Annotated in this window: 16 protein-coding genes; 13 read left to right on the top strand and 3 right to left on the bottom strand. The window is 28.4% G+C overall.

Translation table 11 applies throughout. The annotated features are described in order from the left end of the window. Window positions 1-172: 172 nt before the first annotated feature. Together J2Z24_RS20580 and J2Z24_RS20575 are read right to left on the bottom strand one after the other, a co-directional pair. Window positions 173-925: a tRNA threonylcarbamoyladenosine dehydratase gene (locus tag J2Z24_RS20580; protein ID WP_035152213.1), complete on the bottom strand. Its 753-nt coding sequence runs from the start codon at window positions 923-925 to the stop codon at window positions 173-175. Window positions 926-1,101: 176 nt separating this feature from the next. Beyond that, window positions 1,102-2,310 carry a cation:proton antiporter gene (locus J2Z24_RS20575; protein WP_035152210.1) on the bottom strand — a complete coding sequence of 403 codons (1,209 nt, stop codon included), beginning with the start codon at window positions 2,308-2,310 and terminating at the stop codon, window positions 1,102-1,104. A 367-nt stretch (window positions 2,311-2,677) separates the two neighbouring features. Here J2Z24_RS20575 and J2Z24_RS20570 point away from each other — a divergent pair, with 367 nt between their 5' ends. The 11 genes from J2Z24_RS20570 to J2Z24_RS20520 all read left to right on the top strand — a co-directional run bounded on the left by J2Z24_RS20570 (window position 2,678) and on the right by J2Z24_RS20520 (window position 14,173). Next, window positions 2,678-2,830: a hypothetical protein gene (locus J2Z24_RS20570; RefSeq protein WP_156950278.1), complete on the top strand. Its 153-nt coding sequence runs from the start codon at window positions 2,678-2,680 to the stop codon at window positions 2,828-2,830. Between the two features lie 254 nt (window positions 2,831-3,084). Continuing rightward, on the top strand, window positions 3,085-3,651 hold the full coding sequence (locus J2Z24_RS20565; protein ID WP_035152208.1) for a GNAT family N-acetyltransferase: 567 nt from the start codon (window positions 3,085-3,087) through the stop codon (window positions 3,649-3,651). Window positions 3,652-3,730: 79 nt separating this feature from the next. Further along, window positions 3,731-5,644, top strand: coding sequence for an anaerobic carbon-monoxide dehydrogenase catalytic subunit (cooS, locus tag J2Z24_RS20560; RefSeq protein ID WP_035152206.1), 1,914 nt, complete (start codon window positions 3,731-3,733; stop codon window positions 5,642-5,644). Between the two features lie 154 nt (window positions 5,645-5,798). Then, window positions 5,799-6,482 carry a response regulator transcription factor gene (locus tag J2Z24_RS20555; protein ID WP_035152203.1) on the top strand — a complete coding sequence of 228 codons (684 nt, stop codon included), beginning with the start codon at window positions 5,799-5,801 and terminating at the stop codon, window positions 6,480-6,482. Beyond that, window positions 6,482-7,846, top strand: a complete 1,365-nt coding sequence (locus J2Z24_RS20550) for a sensor histidine kinase (protein WP_035152200.1) — start codon at window positions 6,482-6,484, stop codon at window positions 7,844-7,846. Before J2Z24_RS20555 ends, J2Z24_RS20550 begins: the two co-directional genes overlap by 1 nt. Window positions 7,847-8,152: 306 nt before the next feature. Continuing rightward, window positions 8,153-8,419 (top strand): metal-sensing transcriptional repressor, encoded by a 267-nt coding sequence (locus tag J2Z24_RS20545; protein ID WP_035152196.1) that lies wholly within the window; start codon window positions 8,153-8,155, stop codon window positions 8,417-8,419. A gap of 14 nt (window positions 8,420-8,433) precedes the next feature. Continuing rightward, on the top strand, window positions 8,434-8,571 hold the full coding sequence (locus tag J2Z24_RS20540; RefSeq protein WP_173680192.1) for an LDCC motif putative metal-binding protein: 138 nt from the start codon (window positions 8,434-8,436) through the stop codon (window positions 8,569-8,571). Between the two features lie 35 nt (window positions 8,572-8,606). Then, window positions 8,607-11,057, top strand: coding sequence for a heavy metal translocating P-type ATPase (locus J2Z24_RS20535; protein ID WP_035152192.1), 2,451 nt, complete (start codon window positions 8,607-8,609; stop codon window positions 11,055-11,057). A gap of 50 nt (window positions 11,058-11,107) precedes the next feature. Then, window positions 11,108-11,314: a heavy-metal-associated domain-containing protein gene (locus tag J2Z24_RS20530; protein WP_035152190.1), complete on the top strand. Its 207-nt coding sequence runs from the start codon at window positions 11,108-11,110 to the stop codon at window positions 11,312-11,314. Window positions 11,315-11,490: 176 nt separating this feature from the next. After that, complete coding sequence (locus tag J2Z24_RS20525; protein ID WP_035152217.1) at window positions 11,491-12,621, top strand: acyltransferase; 1,131 nt, start codon at window positions 11,491-11,493, stop codon at window positions 12,619-12,621. A gap of 220 nt (window positions 12,622-12,841) precedes the next feature. Then, complete coding sequence (locus J2Z24_RS20520; RefSeq protein ID WP_035152187.1) at window positions 12,842-14,173, top strand: FMN-binding glutamate synthase family protein; 1,332 nt, start codon at window positions 12,842-12,844, stop codon at window positions 14,171-14,173. A 71-nt stretch (window positions 14,174-14,244) separates the two neighbouring features. Here the strand turns inward: J2Z24_RS20520 and trhA are convergent, their stop codons facing one another. Then, complete coding sequence (gene trhA, locus J2Z24_RS20515; RefSeq protein WP_035152184.1) at window positions 14,245-14,895, bottom strand: PAQR family membrane homeostasis protein TrhA; 651 nt, start codon at window positions 14,893-14,895, stop codon at window positions 14,245-14,247. A gap of 213 nt (window positions 14,896-15,108) precedes the next feature. On the opposite strand from trhA, the gene J2Z24_RS20510 reads away from it, so the two are divergent. Continuing rightward, the gene (locus J2Z24_RS20510; protein WP_035152182.1) at window positions 15,109-15,699 is read left to right on the top strand and encodes a DUF1836 domain-containing protein; all 591 of its coding nucleotides are present in this window, start codon (window positions 15,109-15,111) and stop codon (window positions 15,697-15,699) included. Between the two features lie 38 nt (window positions 15,700-15,737). Beyond that, complete coding sequence (locus J2Z24_RS20505) at window positions 15,738-16,070, top strand: rhodanese-like domain-containing protein (RefSeq protein WP_035152178.1); 333 nt, start codon at window positions 15,738-15,740, stop codon at window positions 16,068-16,070. Window positions 16,071-16,191: the final 121 nt, after the last annotated feature.

The following is a 16,191-nucleotide window of genomic DNA, read 5'->3' as shown; positions in this document are numbered from 1 at the left end:
ACCAAATAAGTATTAAAGAACATATGGACCCTTTTAAGGGTGGCAAGTAACAATTAAATTGCGGCTGGCGAGATTTTCATACGTGCCTTAAGGCATAATGCTGGTAAAGTGCCCTTATAGGGCTTAAGAAAAACCACCAGCTTAGCTGGTGGATATTTATTTAAAATACTATTTATTTAATTATGTCTTTAATAACCTCTCCTCCAATAATCATTCCAGCTACAGGAGGAACAAAGGAAATACTTCCAGGAATTTGACGTTTTACAGTACATTTTTTACTGTTATCAGAGCAAACACATCCTTCTTTACAGGTAACAATATCATCTAGTCTTGGTTTTAATGGTGTTTCTTCAGAGTATAAAACTTTTAAATTCTTTACTCCTCTTTTCCTTAGTTCATATCTCATAACTTTAGCAAGAGGACATATTTTTGTATCATATATATCAGCTATCTTGAATCTAGTAGGATCTAATTTGTTTCCTGTTCCCATGGAACTAATTATAGGAATATTATTTTTCTTACACCAAAGTATAAGAGAAATTTTAGATGAAACAGTATCAATAGCATCTATGACATAATGTGTATTTTTAGGTATAATTTTTCCTATATTATCTTCTTTAACAAATATCTGATGTGCAGTTATATTACATGTAGGATTAATTTTTGAAATTCTATCTTTCATAACTTGAACTTTAGGTTTACCTATAGTAGAGTGATCTGCAATTATTTGTCTGTTTATATTTGTAAGACAAATAGTATCATCATCTATTAATATCAAATTTCCTATGCCAGCTCTTGCTAAAGATTCTGTAGCAAAACTTCCAACACCACCTATGCCAAAAATTACAACTGTACTATTTTTTAATTTTTCTAAGGATTCTTTTCCTATAAGTAATTCTGTTCTTGAAAATAAATGTTGCGTCATAAATTTTACCTCACTTTTAATACATACTATTCCTATTATGCTAGTATGATAATATAATAGACCTATTATATACATTAAGTCAATATATTATCAATAAAAAAATGTATAACAATAGGAGAAAGATAAAGAACCTAGTACAAAAGTACTAGGTTCAAAGAATTTATAAATTAAATATTTTAAGATGCTTTTTCTAAGCAATTGAAATCCTCTGACTTATTATTATATACCATCTTTAAAAGTATAGGTGTTATAAGAGTAGTAATAATAACTACAAGTATTATAGGAGCAAAAAATTTATTTTCTAAAATACCAGAAGACACACCCATGTTTGCTACAATTAGGGCTACCTCACCTCTAGAAATCATTCCTACTCCAATTTGTAAAGATTCCTCTCTAGTATATCCACAAGCTCTTGCACCCAATCTACAACCTATTACTTTTGTTAATATTGCTACAGCTAATAATATAACAGTGAACATTATCATTGGCATATTCATATGTTCTATAGTAGTGTTTATTCCTATATTAGCAAAGAAAACAGGAGATAACAGCATATAAGAAACTATTCCAGTTTTCTCCTCTATGTATTCTTTGGAACAGGTTCTAGATATAACTAATCCTGCAATATAAGCACCAGTAATATCTGCTACTCCAAAATAATGTTCAGCTACATAAGACATTATTAAACAGAAAGAAAGAGCTATAATTGGGATTCTTCTTTTATTACCCTGTACATAACACATTCTTCCAAGAAATTTATAAAATATATAGCCAACTACTGCAGCAAATACAAAGAAAGCTAAAATCTTTAATAAAACAAGTGATAAATGAACAGAAGGATTTGCCATACTAGTGACTATTGTTAAAATAATAATACCTAAAATATCATCAATTATTGCAGCACCTAGTATTGCTGTGCCTGATGGAGTTTTTAATTTACCCATTTCTTGAAGGGTTTCTACAGTTATACTAACAGAAGTAGCAGTGAGTATAACTCCTATAAACACATTTTCTAAAATTTTTAATAAATCTCCACCAAAAAGACTTCCAGAATTATTGTAAAAACTTGCTACTAAGAATCCGCCTAATAGAGGAAGTATAACTCCTATGACAGCGATTACAAAGGAAGCTTTACCACATTTTTTCAATTCATTTAAATCTGTTTCTAATCCAGCTCCGAACATTAAAAGCATTACGCCTAATTTTGATATATCTGCTATAAATTCTGATTCGTGAACTATACCTAAAAGAGCTGGTCCTAAAATAAGACCTGCTAAAAGAGCACCAACTACTTGAGGAATTTGAAAACGTTTAGTAAAAACTCCTAAAGCTTTAGTACTCAAAAGAATAATAGCTAGATCTAAGACGAAATCTAATGATTCCATAGTTTATAACCTCTTTCTTTAGTAAATTTATATATTAATTTTTTAATTATTAAACAATTTTACAATAATGAACAAAAACTGAGTAAATTTTCATTGTTAATATTTTATCATATATTTAGAATTGACACAATATTTCTAAAAAATAACAGATAATTTGATTTATTTAGCATTTTTTATATATAATGAATAATTAAATTTATCATACAACAATAAAAATTCCATTATTTCTAAAAAATTTTTATTAAAAGGATTCAATATATAGATAAATACAACAACAATTCCTAACTATTAAATTAAATATAAAGGGAAAAATAAATTAAGAAATATATTAAAAAGCTTTTCTATTTTAAATTAAGGAGGAAATTTTATGGAAAACTTAAGAATGCATTTTAAAAATTGGGTTGACAGAGTTAAAAAAGTTAATATAGATACTTTTGGAACAGATGAAAAATTAGATTACAGGATAGTTTATAAAGATAGATTAGAAAAAGCAAGAGAAGGGAAAGAACCATTAGGATAATTAATTGGCTTTATAAGATAAAAGTTTAAAAAAGTTATAAAGTGATTTTTAGAAATAATAAATAATAGAGAATAAATATGAATGATTTTTATTTACATTATTAAAAAATCTCACTATTTATTCTTTATTATTTTATTATTTATTATTTTTTAAAAAATTATATTACATTTTTTAATTTGCTTATTTGCCACTAATTCTTAGTTAATATATAATTTGTTTTAGGATGGAAAATAGAGTAAAGGGTGTGATAAATTATGTTGAAAGATGATTTATTGAAAAGTAATAGAATTAAAATAACTGCTCTTAGAGAAGAAGATATAGATACAGTGACAAAATGGTACGAAGACACTAAATTTTTAAGGGTATTTGATTTTAATCCAGCATCACCATTATGTAGAGAAAAAATAAAAGAATGGCTTTTAGGAGAAGTAAATAATCCTAATAACTATTTCTTTGTGGTGAGAGAAAATAGTGATGGACCAATGCTTGGTTATGTGGAAATTGAAAGAATAAGTTGGAATAACGGAGTAGGTGGTATAGCTATTGGTATAGGTGATCTAAAACAGTGTGGAAAAGGTTATGGAACAGAGGCTCTAAATCTTGTTATGGATTTTGCTTTTAGAGAGCTTAACTTACATAGACTACAGCTTATTACTATAAGTTATAATGAGAGAGCTATAAATCTCTATGAAAAATTAGGCTTTAAAAGAGAAGGAGTTTATAGAGAGGCTGTATTTAGAGATGGTAAAAGATATGATATGTACTTATATGGAATATTAGATAGAGAGTGGAGCCAGATTAAGAGCATAAATAATAAATAAAAAATCCACCTATTAGAATAATATTATCATACTCAGGGGAAACTTTTACTAAAACATAGTGAAAGGAGTAGTCGAATATATGAGTGAAACTATTTTAGAAAAGACTGAAGGCCGTGTAAGCTATCACCAGTCTGTTGAGGAAATGTTAAAGAGAATAAGAGAAGATGGTATGTCTAATGTATTTGACAGGTGGGTTCTTCAGGAAAAAATTCGTTGTAAATTTTGTCTTCAAGGTATGAGTTGTCAATTATGCTCGCAAGGACCTTGTAGAATCAGTGAATCTACTGGCCAAGATAAAGGAGTATGTGGAATAGGGCCTGATGCAATGGCTATGAGAAATTTATTACTTAGAAACATAATGGGAGCAGGTACATATAGTCACCATGCTTATGAAGCTTTTAGAACATTAAAAGCAACAGGAGAAGGCAAAACACCTTTTAAAATGAAAGATACTGATAAGCTTAAATGGATGTGCGAAAAGTTAGGCATAAATGTAAATCAGGATATAAATAAGATGGCTATTCAATTAGCAGATTTATTGGAAGAACAAATGAAGATTGATTCAGAGGATAAAAATCTTATGGTAGAAGTGTTTGCTCCAAAGAAAAGAAAAAAAGTATGGAGAGATTTAAATATATATCCTGCTGGTGCAGTTCATGAGGAGCAAAATTGTGTAGCTAGTTGTTTAACAAATGTAGATGGAAATTATGTATCTTTGGCAGCAAAAGCTTTAAAATTAGGATTAGCAACTATATATAATGCACAAATAGGTCTTGAAATGGTTCAAGATATTCTATTTGGAACACCAATGCCTCATGAAGTAAATGTAGATCTAGGAATTATGAATCCTGACTATATAAATATAGTGTTTAATGGTCATCAGCCTTGGGCAGGAGTTGCTACTATACAAAAGGCAAAAATGCAAGAAATTCAAGAAAGAGCAAGAGCAGCAGGAGCAAAAGGATTGCGTATAGTAGGTTCTATAGAAACAGGGCAAGAATTACTTCAAAGATTTGAAGTGGATGATATATTTGTAGGATTAATGGGAAATTGGCTAACTATTGAGCCACTTTTAGCTACAGGTACGGTGGATGTTATAGCTATGGAAGAAAATTGTTCACCACCTGCTATAGATATGTATGCAGAAAAATATGGATTTACATTGGTAAGCGTTAGTACAATAATAGATATACCAGGACTTCAACATAAAATTCCATATGATCCTGAAAAAGTTGATTCAATGGCAGATGCATTAATAGATTTAGCCATAGAAAACTTTAAAAAACGTCATGGAAAGATTTCTCCAATGGTTCCTAAAATTACTCAAAAAGCTATAGCTGGATTTTCAACAGAAGCAGTACTAAAAGCTCTTGGCAATAAGCTAGATCCATTAGTGGATGTAATAGTTGCAGGAAAAATCAAAGGAGTAGTAGCACTTGCTAATTGCTCCACGCTAAGAAATGGGCCTCAGGATTGGAACACCGTAAATCTTACAAAAGAATTAATTAAGAAAGATATATTAGTAGTTAGTGGAGGATGTGGAAACCATGCATTAGAGGTTGCAGGATTATGTAATTTAGATGCAATAAATATGACGGGAGAAGGATTAAAAGAAGTTTGTGGAGCATTAAAAATTCCTCCAGTATTAAGCTTTGGAACTTGTACTGATACAGGAAGAATATCTATGCTAGTTACGGCATTAGCGGATCATTTAGACGTAGATATACCACAATTACCAATAGCCGTTACTGCACCAGAATGGATGGAACAAAAGGCCACAATCGATGGAGTATTTGCTGTTGCTTATGGTGCATATACTCATCTATCACCTACACCATTTGTAACTGGTGCTCCTAAGTTAGTTAAACTACTAACTGAAGACGTGGAAGGATTAACTGGTGGTAAGATTGCTCTCGGAGATGATCCAATAGAAGTAGCAAATAATATAGAAGATCATATTAATTCAAAGAGAAAAGCATTAGGATTAAGTTAATAATTATAAGTAAGGTCATTTTATTTCATTAATTTGAGATAAGATGATCTTATTTTTATATTAAATATGTTGAGTTTATAAGATCTTCATATTTTCTTTATAATATTTAGATAGTATATAATATGGGTATAATTATATTGTAAGAGGTGATATTATGGGAAACATATTGATTATAGAAGATGAAGAAAAAGTTTCCATGGTTCTGAAAGCCTATTTAGAAAGAGAAGGATATAAAGTTTGGTGTACTGTAAAAGGTCTTGAGGGATTAGAATTATTTAAAAAAGAAGATTTCCAATTAATAATATTAGATTTAATGCTTCCAGATATAGATGGTGAAGAAGTATGTAAAAGAATTAGAAGTATATCACAAGTATATATTTTTATGCTTACAGCCAAAGGAGATTTAAGCAATAGAGTAGAGGGACTTAATATAGGAGCAGATGAATATTTAATAAAACCATTTAGTCCTAGAGAACTTACGGCTAGAGTTAATGCACTGTTCAGAAGAATTGGAAATGAAGATTCATCTAAATTGTCTTTTAATAATGGAGAATTAGAAATATATAAAGAGGAAAGAGTAGTAAAATTAAAGGGAAATGAAGTATTATTAACTCCTAATGAATTCGGAATACTCTATACTTTAGCATCAAATAAAGGGAAAGTTTTTACTAGAGAAATGCTTATAGAGCATGCTTTTGATATGGACTTTGAAGGTTTTGATAGAACTATTGATGTTCATATTAAAAATATTAGAAAAAAAATAGAGGAAGATAGTAAAAATCCTAAATATATTTTAACTGTAACTAGAGTTGGATATAAATTCGGTGGTGATAGTTAATGCAAAGCATTAGAAGAAAAATATTAGTTTTTATATTATTTTCAGCATTATCTTCTTTAATATTATCTGCTGTATTTGTTAACATAACAATCAATAATACTTTTAAAGATTATATGGAGGAACTTCAAGATAAAAGAGATAAGAGAATAGTGCAATATTTTGAGCAAATATATAAAAGAGATGGGGAGTGGAAAAATGATTCAGGAGGAGAGTTAATGCATGAAGCATATATGAGTAACTATTGCTTAACTCTTATGGATAAGAACAAAAATGTAATTTGGACAATGGATCCTAATGAAATTAAGGCAAAAATGCACATGGAGAATATGATGGGAAAAAATAAAGGGATCTATACCACCCACACTTATGAGATAAAGAGTGCAAATAGTATTGTAGGTTATATATCTTTAGGGCAATATTGTTCACTGCTTCTTTCAGAAGAGGATGTAAAATTTAAGTCTGAAGTAAATAAAAGTATTTTAACTAGTGTTATATTTACTGTGGTTTTAACTATTTTAATAAGTTTATATCTTTCAAAAGAATTTTCTAATCCAATTAAAAAAGTATCTGATGTATCAGTGGAATTATCTAAGGGAAACTATGATATAGATTGGCAAAGGAATAGTAATATATTAGAAATAAGAAATTTAGAAAATAGTATAAATGAATTGAAAGAAAAACTCAAAGAGCAAGATAATTTAAGAAAAAGGCTAGTTTCTGATATTTCTCATGAGATAAGAACTCCTTTAAATATACTTCAAAATAATTTAGAAGCTATGATAGATGGTGTATTTCCTATTACTGATGAAGCTTTATCAGGACTAAATGATGAAGTTGTAAGATTTGGAAAATTATTAGATAACTTAAATGTGTTGAAAAAATTTGAAGGAGAAGATATTGAGTTAAAACTAGAAAAACTATCGCTTGAAAAGATAATTTCATCTGTGATTAATGATTTTTATATTACCATAAAAGATAGAGGATTAAAGTTATATTTTAATAAAGGAATAGAGAAAGATTATTATATATTAGGAGATGAAAATAGATTAAAACAGGTATTTATAAATTTGCTTTCTAATGCAATAAAATTTAATAAAGAACATGGTGAAATTTGGATAAATATAATAAAAACTAAAGAAGCAATAATTGTTGAAATTATTGATAATGGTATAGGAATAAGTAAAAAGGATTTACCGTTTATATTTGAAAGACTTTATAGGAGCGATAAAAGTAGACATGAAAGAGAAGGAAAGGGTATAGGACTTACCATAGTAAAGAAAATAATAAATCTCCATTCGGCATCTATTAGTATAGATAGCGAATTAGGTAAAGGAACTATAGTTAAAATTATATTTGATATTTAGTGCGTCTTTTTTCTTTATAATTTCTTCATATTTCAGTATTACTATAATAGTATATGAAGTGATTCTAAGTTTCAGATAGAGTTTAATTAAAGGTAATACCATAACTCAATCTGACTTAGAAGAGCTTGTTAAAGACATTAGAAGCTACTAGATATTTAATGTAAAAAACCGTAAAAGTATTTAATATGATAACTATGATATAAAAAAGAAAGGAGAAATTTAAAATGATAGTTGAAATTAATTATCAATAGGTATATAATAAAAGTATAGCCCTCTACACCGGGGGGGTATATAGGAGGTGGATGTATGAATGAAGAAAAGAAAAAAGCATTACAGGTGTTAAAGACATCAAAAGGACAAATTGAGGGAATAATAAAGATGATTGAAGAAGGAAGATATTGTATAGATATATCTAATCAGATTATAGCAGCACAGGCACTTTTAAAAAAGGCAAATATGCTGATACTTAAACAACATTTAAATCATTGTGTAAAAGATGCTTTTCTTCATAATACTGGAGAAGAAAAGGTTGATGAAATAATGGAAGTTTTACAAAAACTTATTAATAAATAGCGGAGGTTGGTATAATGAAAAATATATTTAAAAAATTTATAAAAAGATTAGCAGATGAGAATAGTAAGACTTTTTCAGGATCAGGAAAATTAGATTGTTGTAGTTTAAACAGAGAAAACAACACTAAAAAAGATAATAAAAAAAATAAATAAAATTAAATAATATTTTACTCTAAAGGAGGGAGAAAATGAAAACAGAAATTTTAAATATAGAAGGAATGACCTGTGCTGCTTGTGCTAGAGCTGTTGAGCGAACAGCCAAGAAAATAGAAGGTGTTTCTGAAGCAAATGTAAACTTTGCTTCAGAAAAATTAAGTTTAACTTATGATGAAGATAAGGTTACATTAGAAAATATTCAAAGTGCAGTAGAAAAGGCTGGATACAAGGCTTTACGAGAATTGACAACCAAGACATTAAGTGTAGAAGGGATGACTTGCGCTGCTTGTGCTAAGGCTGTTGAGAGAGCTTGTAAGAAGATTGATGGAGTAATAGATGCAAATATAAATTTTGCATCAGAGAAGTTAAATATAAGCTTTGAACCTTCAAAGGTCAGAATGTCAGAGATTAAAAGTGCTGTGGAGAAGTCGGGATATAATTTGGTTGAGGAAGTTACGGTAGATTCCCATAAAGAAAAGAAGGAAGAAGAAAGAAAACTTTTATGGAAAAAATTTATATTTTCAGCCATATTTACGGTTCCATTACTCTATATATCCATGGGGCATATGCTAGGAATTCCTATACCACAGTCACTACATCCAATAATGAACCCTAAAAACTTTGCTTTAATTCAATTTATACTAGTTTTGCCAGTGGTAATAATAGGAAACAAGTTTTATAAAATAGGATTTAAAGCTCTTTTAAGAAAAGAACCAAATATGGATTCTTTAATAGCTATAGGGACTTTAGCAGCATTTTTATATGGAATATTTGCTATATATAAAATATTTGAAGGGGAAGTAGAATATGCTAACAGTCTATATTTTGAATCAGCAGCAGTTATTTTAACTCTTATTACCTTAGGAAAATATTTGGAAACTGTAACTAAAGGAAAAACTTCAGAAGCAATAAAGAAACTTATGGGATTAGCACCGAAAACTGCTACTATATTAAAAGATGGTAAAGAGATAGAAATTCCTATAGATGAAGTAGAAGTTCAGGATATAATTATAGTAAAACCAGGAGATAAGCTTCCAGTGGATGGCATTGTTACAGAAGGAATTACATCAATTGACGAATCAATGCTTACAGGAGAAAGCATTCCTGTAGAAAAAAATGTTGGGGATGAAGTTACAGGAGGAAGTATAAATAAAAATGGATTCATAAAATATAAAGCTACTAGAGTAGGAAAGGATACAGCTCTTTCACAAATAATTAAATTGGTAGAAGAAGCTCAAGGAAGTAAAGCTCCTATTGCTAAGATGGCAGATATAATATCAGGGTATTTTGTTCCTATAGTAATAACATTAGCTTTTTTAGCTGCAATAGCATGGAAGCTTTACGGAGAAAGTAATATATTTGCATTAACTATATTTATATCAGTATTAGTAATAGCTTGTCCTTGTGCGCTAGGATTAGCTACACCTACAGCTATAATGGTAGGGACGGGTAAAGGTGCAGAATATGGAGTTTTAATAAAAAGTGGAGAAGCACTAGAAACAGCACATAAAATACAAACAGTAGTTTTCGATAAAACTGGAACTATAACTGAAGGGAAGCCAAAGGTTACCGATATAATAACTAGTAAAGATATTAGCGAAGAATATTTATTGCAGATAGCTGCTAGTGGTGAAAAAGGTTCAGAACATCCATTAGGAGAAGCAATAGTAAAATATGGAGAAGAAAAAGAATTAGAATTTAAAACAGTAGATAAATTTGAGGCTATACCAGGTCATGGAATAAGAGTAATTATAGAAGAAAAAGAAATCTATCTTGGAAATAAAAAGCTTATGGTAGAAAAAAATATAGACCTAAATCATATGGATAGAGTGTCAAATAGGTTGGCAGAAGAAGGTAAAACACCTATGTATGTTTCTATTGAGAACAAGCTAGCGGGAATAATAGCTGTAGCAGATACGGTAAAAGAAAACAGTAAAAATGCTATAGAAAAACTTCATAAGATAGGCATAGAAGTAGCTATGATTACTGGAGATAATAGAAGAACTGCTGAAGCTATAGGTAAACAGGTGGGAATAGACAGAGTGTTAGCAGAGGTTTTACCAGAAGATAAAGCAAATGAAGTTAAAAAGCTTCAAAATGAAGGAAAAAAAGTTGCTATGGTAGGAGATGGTATAAATGATGCACCAGCTCTTGCACAATCAGATGTAGGTATTGCTATAGGGTCTGGAACAGATGTAGCTATGGAATCAGCGGATATAGTGCTAATGAAAAGTGATTTGATGGATGTACCACTAGCTTTACAGTTAAGTAAAAAAACTATAAAAAATATAAAAGAAAATTTATTTTGGGCTTTTGGGTATAATACTATAGGGATACCTGTAGCTATGGGATTATTACACGTCTTTGGAGGGCCACTTTTAAATCCTATGATTGCAGCGGCAGCTATGAGTTTTAGTTCAGTATCAGTACTTTTAAATGCGTTAAGATTAAAGACTTTTAAACCAAGTGAGAATAGCATATAAAAAGAATAAATAATAGAAAGTAAATAATAAAAAATAGGAGGAATAAATTTATGAAAAAGAAAATATTTATTGAAGGAATGAGTTGTATGCATTGCGTAAACCATGTAAAAGAGGCACTAGAAGATATAGGAGCAAAAAATGTAGATGTAAATCTAAGTGCAAAAACAGCAGTAGCTGATTTTAATGAAACAATAAAAGATAATAAGATAAAAGATATTATAAAAGATTATGGATATGAAGTAGTTAATATAGAATAACAAAAAAAGCTAGTCCTTTTGGATTAGCTTTTTTTATTTGAAATATATCTATGTCCAATATTGTTACAGCATTTGTATAAAAATATTTACCTAATGTGTTCTAATTAATTGAAGTATTTTTTATGTATGATAAAATGTATAATGTGGTAAATGTTGAATTGATTGGAGTGGAATTTATGACAAAACAGCGTTTAAAGGAATTAGACATAATAAGAGCTATAGCTTTTATATTTGTAGTTGCACAACATATTTTAGGAGGATATTCTTATATTAAAGGATTACCTAAGTATGAATATGTAATTTTAAAGATATTTTATATAGTGGTCAAGCCTGCCGTTCCTATATTTCTTGCAATAAGTGCAGTATCATTATTTTATGTCTATTATAATAATTTTAATATGAAAAAGTATTATATAAAAAGAATAAAATATATATTAATACCTTATATTATTTGGTCTGCTATAAATATGTACAAGTTAGGAAATAGTGATAGGTTCAATGGGTTTATATGGGAAGTTTTAGCGGGAAACGGTGGATATCATCTTTGGTATATGGGAATGATATTAAGATTATACATTTATTTTCCTATAATTTTGTACATAGTAAAAAGAATACATAATAGTGCTAATAATTTAAGAATCATAGTATTTATAAGTATTTTCCCAGTATATTATATGCTAAGTAAATATCAATATACTATATCTCAGAATCTAGGTAAATTTATATTTAATAACCCTACAGAACTGCAACAAAAGTTTATAAATGTATCTGCATTATTTTGGATATTATATTTCATATTAGGAATTTATATTGGACTAAATTATGAAACTTTCAAAAGTACTATTATGAAATTTAAATGGTTAGTTATAATGACTTATCTACCCTTACTAACATACGCGTACATGAATGAAATTGAAGGTATAAAGTTTATAAGGAGCATATACATATTATTTAATATATTTACTATTTTGATTATATATGTTGTAGCCATTTATTTATCAAATTTTAAAAAAGTATACAGTAAATTTAAGTTTATAGGAGATTATTCTTTTGCAGGTTACATGGCACATATTATAGTTTTAAATTGGTTAGCTAATAATTTACAAGCTTTCTTTGGAATAAGAAATCATCTTATATTGGGTATGTTAGTATGGATTTTAACATCAATAGTAACACCTCTAATAATAAGTTTTTTAAGTTGTTTTCCATATTCACAATATGTAACAGGAGCTAAAAATAATATATTAAAAAATATAGAAAAAAGAAGTTTAGTAACAGTACATAATGAAACATTTACATGGCAATAAAGTGATTCTTAGGGTTAATAGAGTTTGTTTAAAAGAATAATAAGTTAATGAGTTTTTTTCCTGTAATTAATAAAATTTTATTAATTACAGAGGAGAAAACTATTATTTTTTACTATAAATTATACGAAAATATGTTTTAATACTGTAATAGTAATATTGAATAATAATTGTTGTTATTACAAAAAATAGTGGTAAAACTTAGTTATTGGAGGAAATAAAGATGTTGGATAAAGTGGTAAACAGTATTATGAATAATCTTTCAGATGAAATGACATTACAAATATTAACAAAAGATTATCCAGAAAACTTTTTTGTAATGGCTACAGCAGCAGAAAAATTAAGTATTAGAGCTATAGTAGAAGCTTGTATTAGAGGGGAAAGTGGGAAAGTATTAGAAAGAACCTATGGAAGTCCTAATGTACAATCGCAATGGAATAAACTATTTTTAAATGGTAGACAGTTATTTAATATGCCTACAGAGAAATTAGATAATATAAGTACAGAGGTAGCTATAGGGAAAAATTGTGTAAAGCCATTGGTACTATCTATACCTGTAATGATAACAGGAATGTCCTATGGAGGATCACTTAGTTTAAAGGCAAAATTAGCTTTAGCAAAGGGAGCTTCTTTAGTAGGGACAGCTACTAATACAGGAGAATCTGGAGTATGTAAAGAAGAAAGGGAAGCGGCATCCATTTTGATTGGTCAATATAACAGAGGAGGATGGCTTAGAAGTAAGGAAGACTTAGAAAAATTAGATGCCATAGAAATACAAATGGGGCAAGGAGCTTGGGGAGGAGCAGTGCCTACTAGAATACCATCTAATGAAATAGGAGAACATTTAAGAAATACTTGGAGCTTACAAAAAGGAGAAGATGCAGAAAAAGGCTCTAGAATGGAAGGAATAAATTCACCAGAAGATCTAGTAAAACTAGTAAGCAATTTAAAAAATCAATATGGAATACCAGTAGGTATAAAAATTGCAGCTAGTCACTTTATTGAAAAAGAGTTGGATATAATAACTAGTACAGAAGCAGATTTTATTGTTATAGATGGTGCAGAAGGAGGAACTTCTAGTGCTCCACCTACTTTAGAAGATGATATGGGTATTCCTACGCTATTTGCATTAAATAGAACAGCTAATTATTTACAACAAAAAGGTGTAAAGGATAAATATGATTTGATAATTACAGGAGGACTCAAAACACCAGGAGAATTTTTAAAGGCACTAGCACTTGGAGCTAAAGCAGTTTATATAGGCTCTATAGCAGTTATAGCTACTATTCAAAGTCAAATAATTAAGACTATTACTTATGAATCTACTCCTCAATTAGTATTATATGAAGGAAATTTAAAAGAAGAATTAGATGTAGATAAAGGAGCTAAAACTTTATCAAATTTTTTAACTTCCTGTAAAGAAGAAATGAAATTAGCTTTATCAGCTATGGGGAAAACTAATATAGATCAGCTAACTAAGGAAGATTTAGTATGTGTAGATAAAGAGTTAAGTGCTGTACTAAATATAGGATATGCGGGGGATCCTTGTAATTAGAATATAGATGTTCATATTAAAATGTGTATATTATAATAAATCTAATTTAAAAGATAGGAATTTCCTATCTTTTAAATTAAACTTATTAATTTTAACATAAGACAATAGTGACATAGACTACCTAACATAACAAATATGTGAAATATTTCATGAAATCCAAATAACTTTGAATTTATTTTAGGCCATTTCAAAGCATATATTACTCCTCCTAAGGTATAAAATATCCCTCCAAGTAATAACCACATGAATCCATTAAGGGATAGTACTTTTGTTATAGGAACAATAAAGAATATAACCAACCATCCCATAATAATATAAAAAGCTGTAGACAGCTTTCGTGGACAATTGAACCAAAATAGTTTAAATATTACTCCTAAAATAGCTAAAAACCATACTATAGTGAAAAGAGTAAATCCTAAATAGCCTTTTAAAGTTAATATACATATGGGAGTATAAGTACCAGCAATTAATATATAAATCATGGAATGATCAATTTTTCGTAAAATATTAATAACTTTTTTAGATACCTTTGCTATGTGATAAGTAGAACTAGCAGTGTATAAAAGAAGTAAGCTAACTCCAAATATTGAGAAAGAAATTATTGCCCATATACTTTCTTTATACATAGACAATTTTATCAATATAATCATACCAATTAAAGATAAGAATGCACCTATAAGATGAGTTAAACCGCTTATTGGATCTCTAAATTTTTGAAACAAGTTAAACAACCTCCCTTAAAGATAATAGTATTAAGTGTTATTTTATGATTTTTTAATAAAAATATACTATATTTTAAAACTATGTAATGTGGTTTTCAAAACTATATGTTATGTTATTATAATACACTTATTAAACAAAAAATTCAATAGATAAAAGATATATTTATTGAAATGAAGTTTTTTTCACTATATAATGAAGTGGAGGTGAATAAGATGAAATATAATAAAGAAGAAGTAAAAAAAATATTTAAAGAATTAATTAATAAAAAAGATATAGAGATAGAAGAAATACCTTGTATAGATTTATATATGGATCAAGTTACAACTTTTTTTGAAGACAAACTTTGTAATTTAAAAAGAAATGAAGAGGATAAAATACTTACAAAAACAATGATAAATAATTATACTAAAGGGAAAATACTTATGCCTGCTAAAAAGAAAAAGTATACTCTAGAACACATGATATTTTTAATATTAATATATAATTTAAAGCAAGGGTTATCTATAAATGATATTAATACTTTTTTCAATCCCATTTTTAATGATAAAGTAGATGAGATAAAGGAAGATATATCTATAGAGAAACTATATAGGGTTTTTCTTAAAATTAAAAATAAAGAAAGTGAAGATTTAGAGAATAATTTTAATTTTATGATGGATACTATAGAAGGAGAATTTGTGAATTTTGAAGGAGAAGAAAGAGATTTAATGGAATTGCTTACTACTGTACTAGTATTAATTAACAGATCGAATTCTTATAAAAGAATGGCTGAAAAAGTTATAGATAATTTTTTTAAAGAATAAATTGCAGTAGTTTGGAATCCATGAAGGAGGATAAATAGATGAACACTTTGATTAAAAAAGATTTTAAAATTTCTGCTAGGGACGCTAAAAAAAGATTAGACAGTGAAAAGGGAATAATTTTAGTAGATGTAAGATCTTCAGAAGAATATAAAGAAAATCACATAAATAATAGTATTTCAATACCATTAGAGAGTTTACATGAAGATATAGAAAATGAAGCACCTAATAAAAGTACTACAATATTTGTTTATTGCAATTCAGGAAATAAAAGTGGAAAGGCAGCAGAAATGTTAGATAAACTTGGATATACAAATGTGTATGATTTAGGTGGAATGGTAAATTGGCCTTATGAAACTATAAGAGGAAATTAGGAAGTATTTCGCTTCCTAATTTTTTCTTGTCTATAAATAAAACCACCTGCTATGCAGGTGTGTTCAGAAAAGCTTAAGCGTTGAAAAAAAACACCTCACTTTGATAGAATAGATATGGTTT

Origin of the sequence: Clostridium tetanomorphum (assembly GCF_017873215.1) — a bacterium.
Classification (GTDB): Bacteria; Bacillota; Clostridia; order Clostridiales; family Clostridiaceae; genus Clostridium_AO; species Clostridium_AO tetanomorphum.
This window is presented reverse-complemented; position numbering and strand designations above follow the sequence as displayed.

Bases quoted from the DNA above. Each gene is read 5' to 3' on its own strand.
- J2Z24_RS20565 (WP_035152208.1), top strand. From the start codon at position 3,085: ATGTTGAAAGATGATTTATTGAAAAGTAATAGAATTAAAATAACTGCT.
- J2Z24_RS20570 (WP_156950278.1), top strand. From the start codon at position 2,678: ATGGAAAACTTAAGAATGCATTTTAAAAATTGGGTTGACAGAGTTAAA.
- J2Z24_RS20510 (WP_035152182.1), top strand. From the start codon at position 15,109: ATGAAATATAATAAAGAAGAAGTAAAAAAAATATTTAAAGAATTAATT.
- J2Z24_RS20550 (WP_035152200.1), top strand. From the start codon at position 6,482: ATGCAAAGCATTAGAAGAAAAATATTAGTTTTTATATTATTTTCAGCA.
- J2Z24_RS20505 (WP_035152178.1), top strand. From the start codon at position 15,738: ATGAACACTTTGATTAAAAAAGATTTTAAAATTTCTGCTAGGGACGCT.
- J2Z24_RS20545 (WP_035152196.1), top strand. From the start codon at position 8,153: ATGAATGAAGAAAAGAAAAAAGCATTACAGGTGTTAAAGACATCAAAA.
- cooS (WP_035152206.1), top strand. From the start codon at position 3,731: ATGAGTGAAACTATTTTAGAAAAGACTGAAGGCCGTGTAAGCTATCAC.
- J2Z24_RS20525 (WP_035152217.1), top strand. From the start codon at position 11,491: ATGACAAAACAGCGTTTAAAGGAATTAGACATAATAAGAGCTATAGCT.
- J2Z24_RS20535 (WP_035152192.1), top strand. From the start codon at position 8,607: ATGAAAACAGAAATTTTAAATATAGAAGGAATGACCTGTGCTGCTTGT.
- J2Z24_RS20555 (WP_035152203.1), top strand. From the start codon at position 5,799: ATGGGAAACATATTGATTATAGAAGATGAAGAAAAAGTTTCCATGGTT.
- J2Z24_RS20580 (WP_035152213.1), bottom strand. From the start codon at position 925: ATGACGCAACATTTATTTTCAAGAACAGAATTACTTATAGGAAAAGAA.
- J2Z24_RS20575 (WP_035152210.1), bottom strand. From the start codon at position 2,310: ATGGAATCATTAGATTTCGTCTTAGATCTAGCTATTATTCTTTTGAGT.
- J2Z24_RS20540 (WP_173680192.1), top strand. From the start codon at position 8,434: ATGAAAAATATATTTAAAAAATTTATAAAAAGATTAGCAGATGAGAAT.
- J2Z24_RS20530 (WP_035152190.1), top strand. From the start codon at position 11,108: ATGAAAAAGAAAATATTTATTGAAGGAATGAGTTGTATGCATTGCGTA.
- J2Z24_RS20520 (WP_035152187.1), top strand. From the start codon at position 12,842: ATGTTGGATAAAGTGGTAAACAGTATTATGAATAATCTTTCAGATGAA.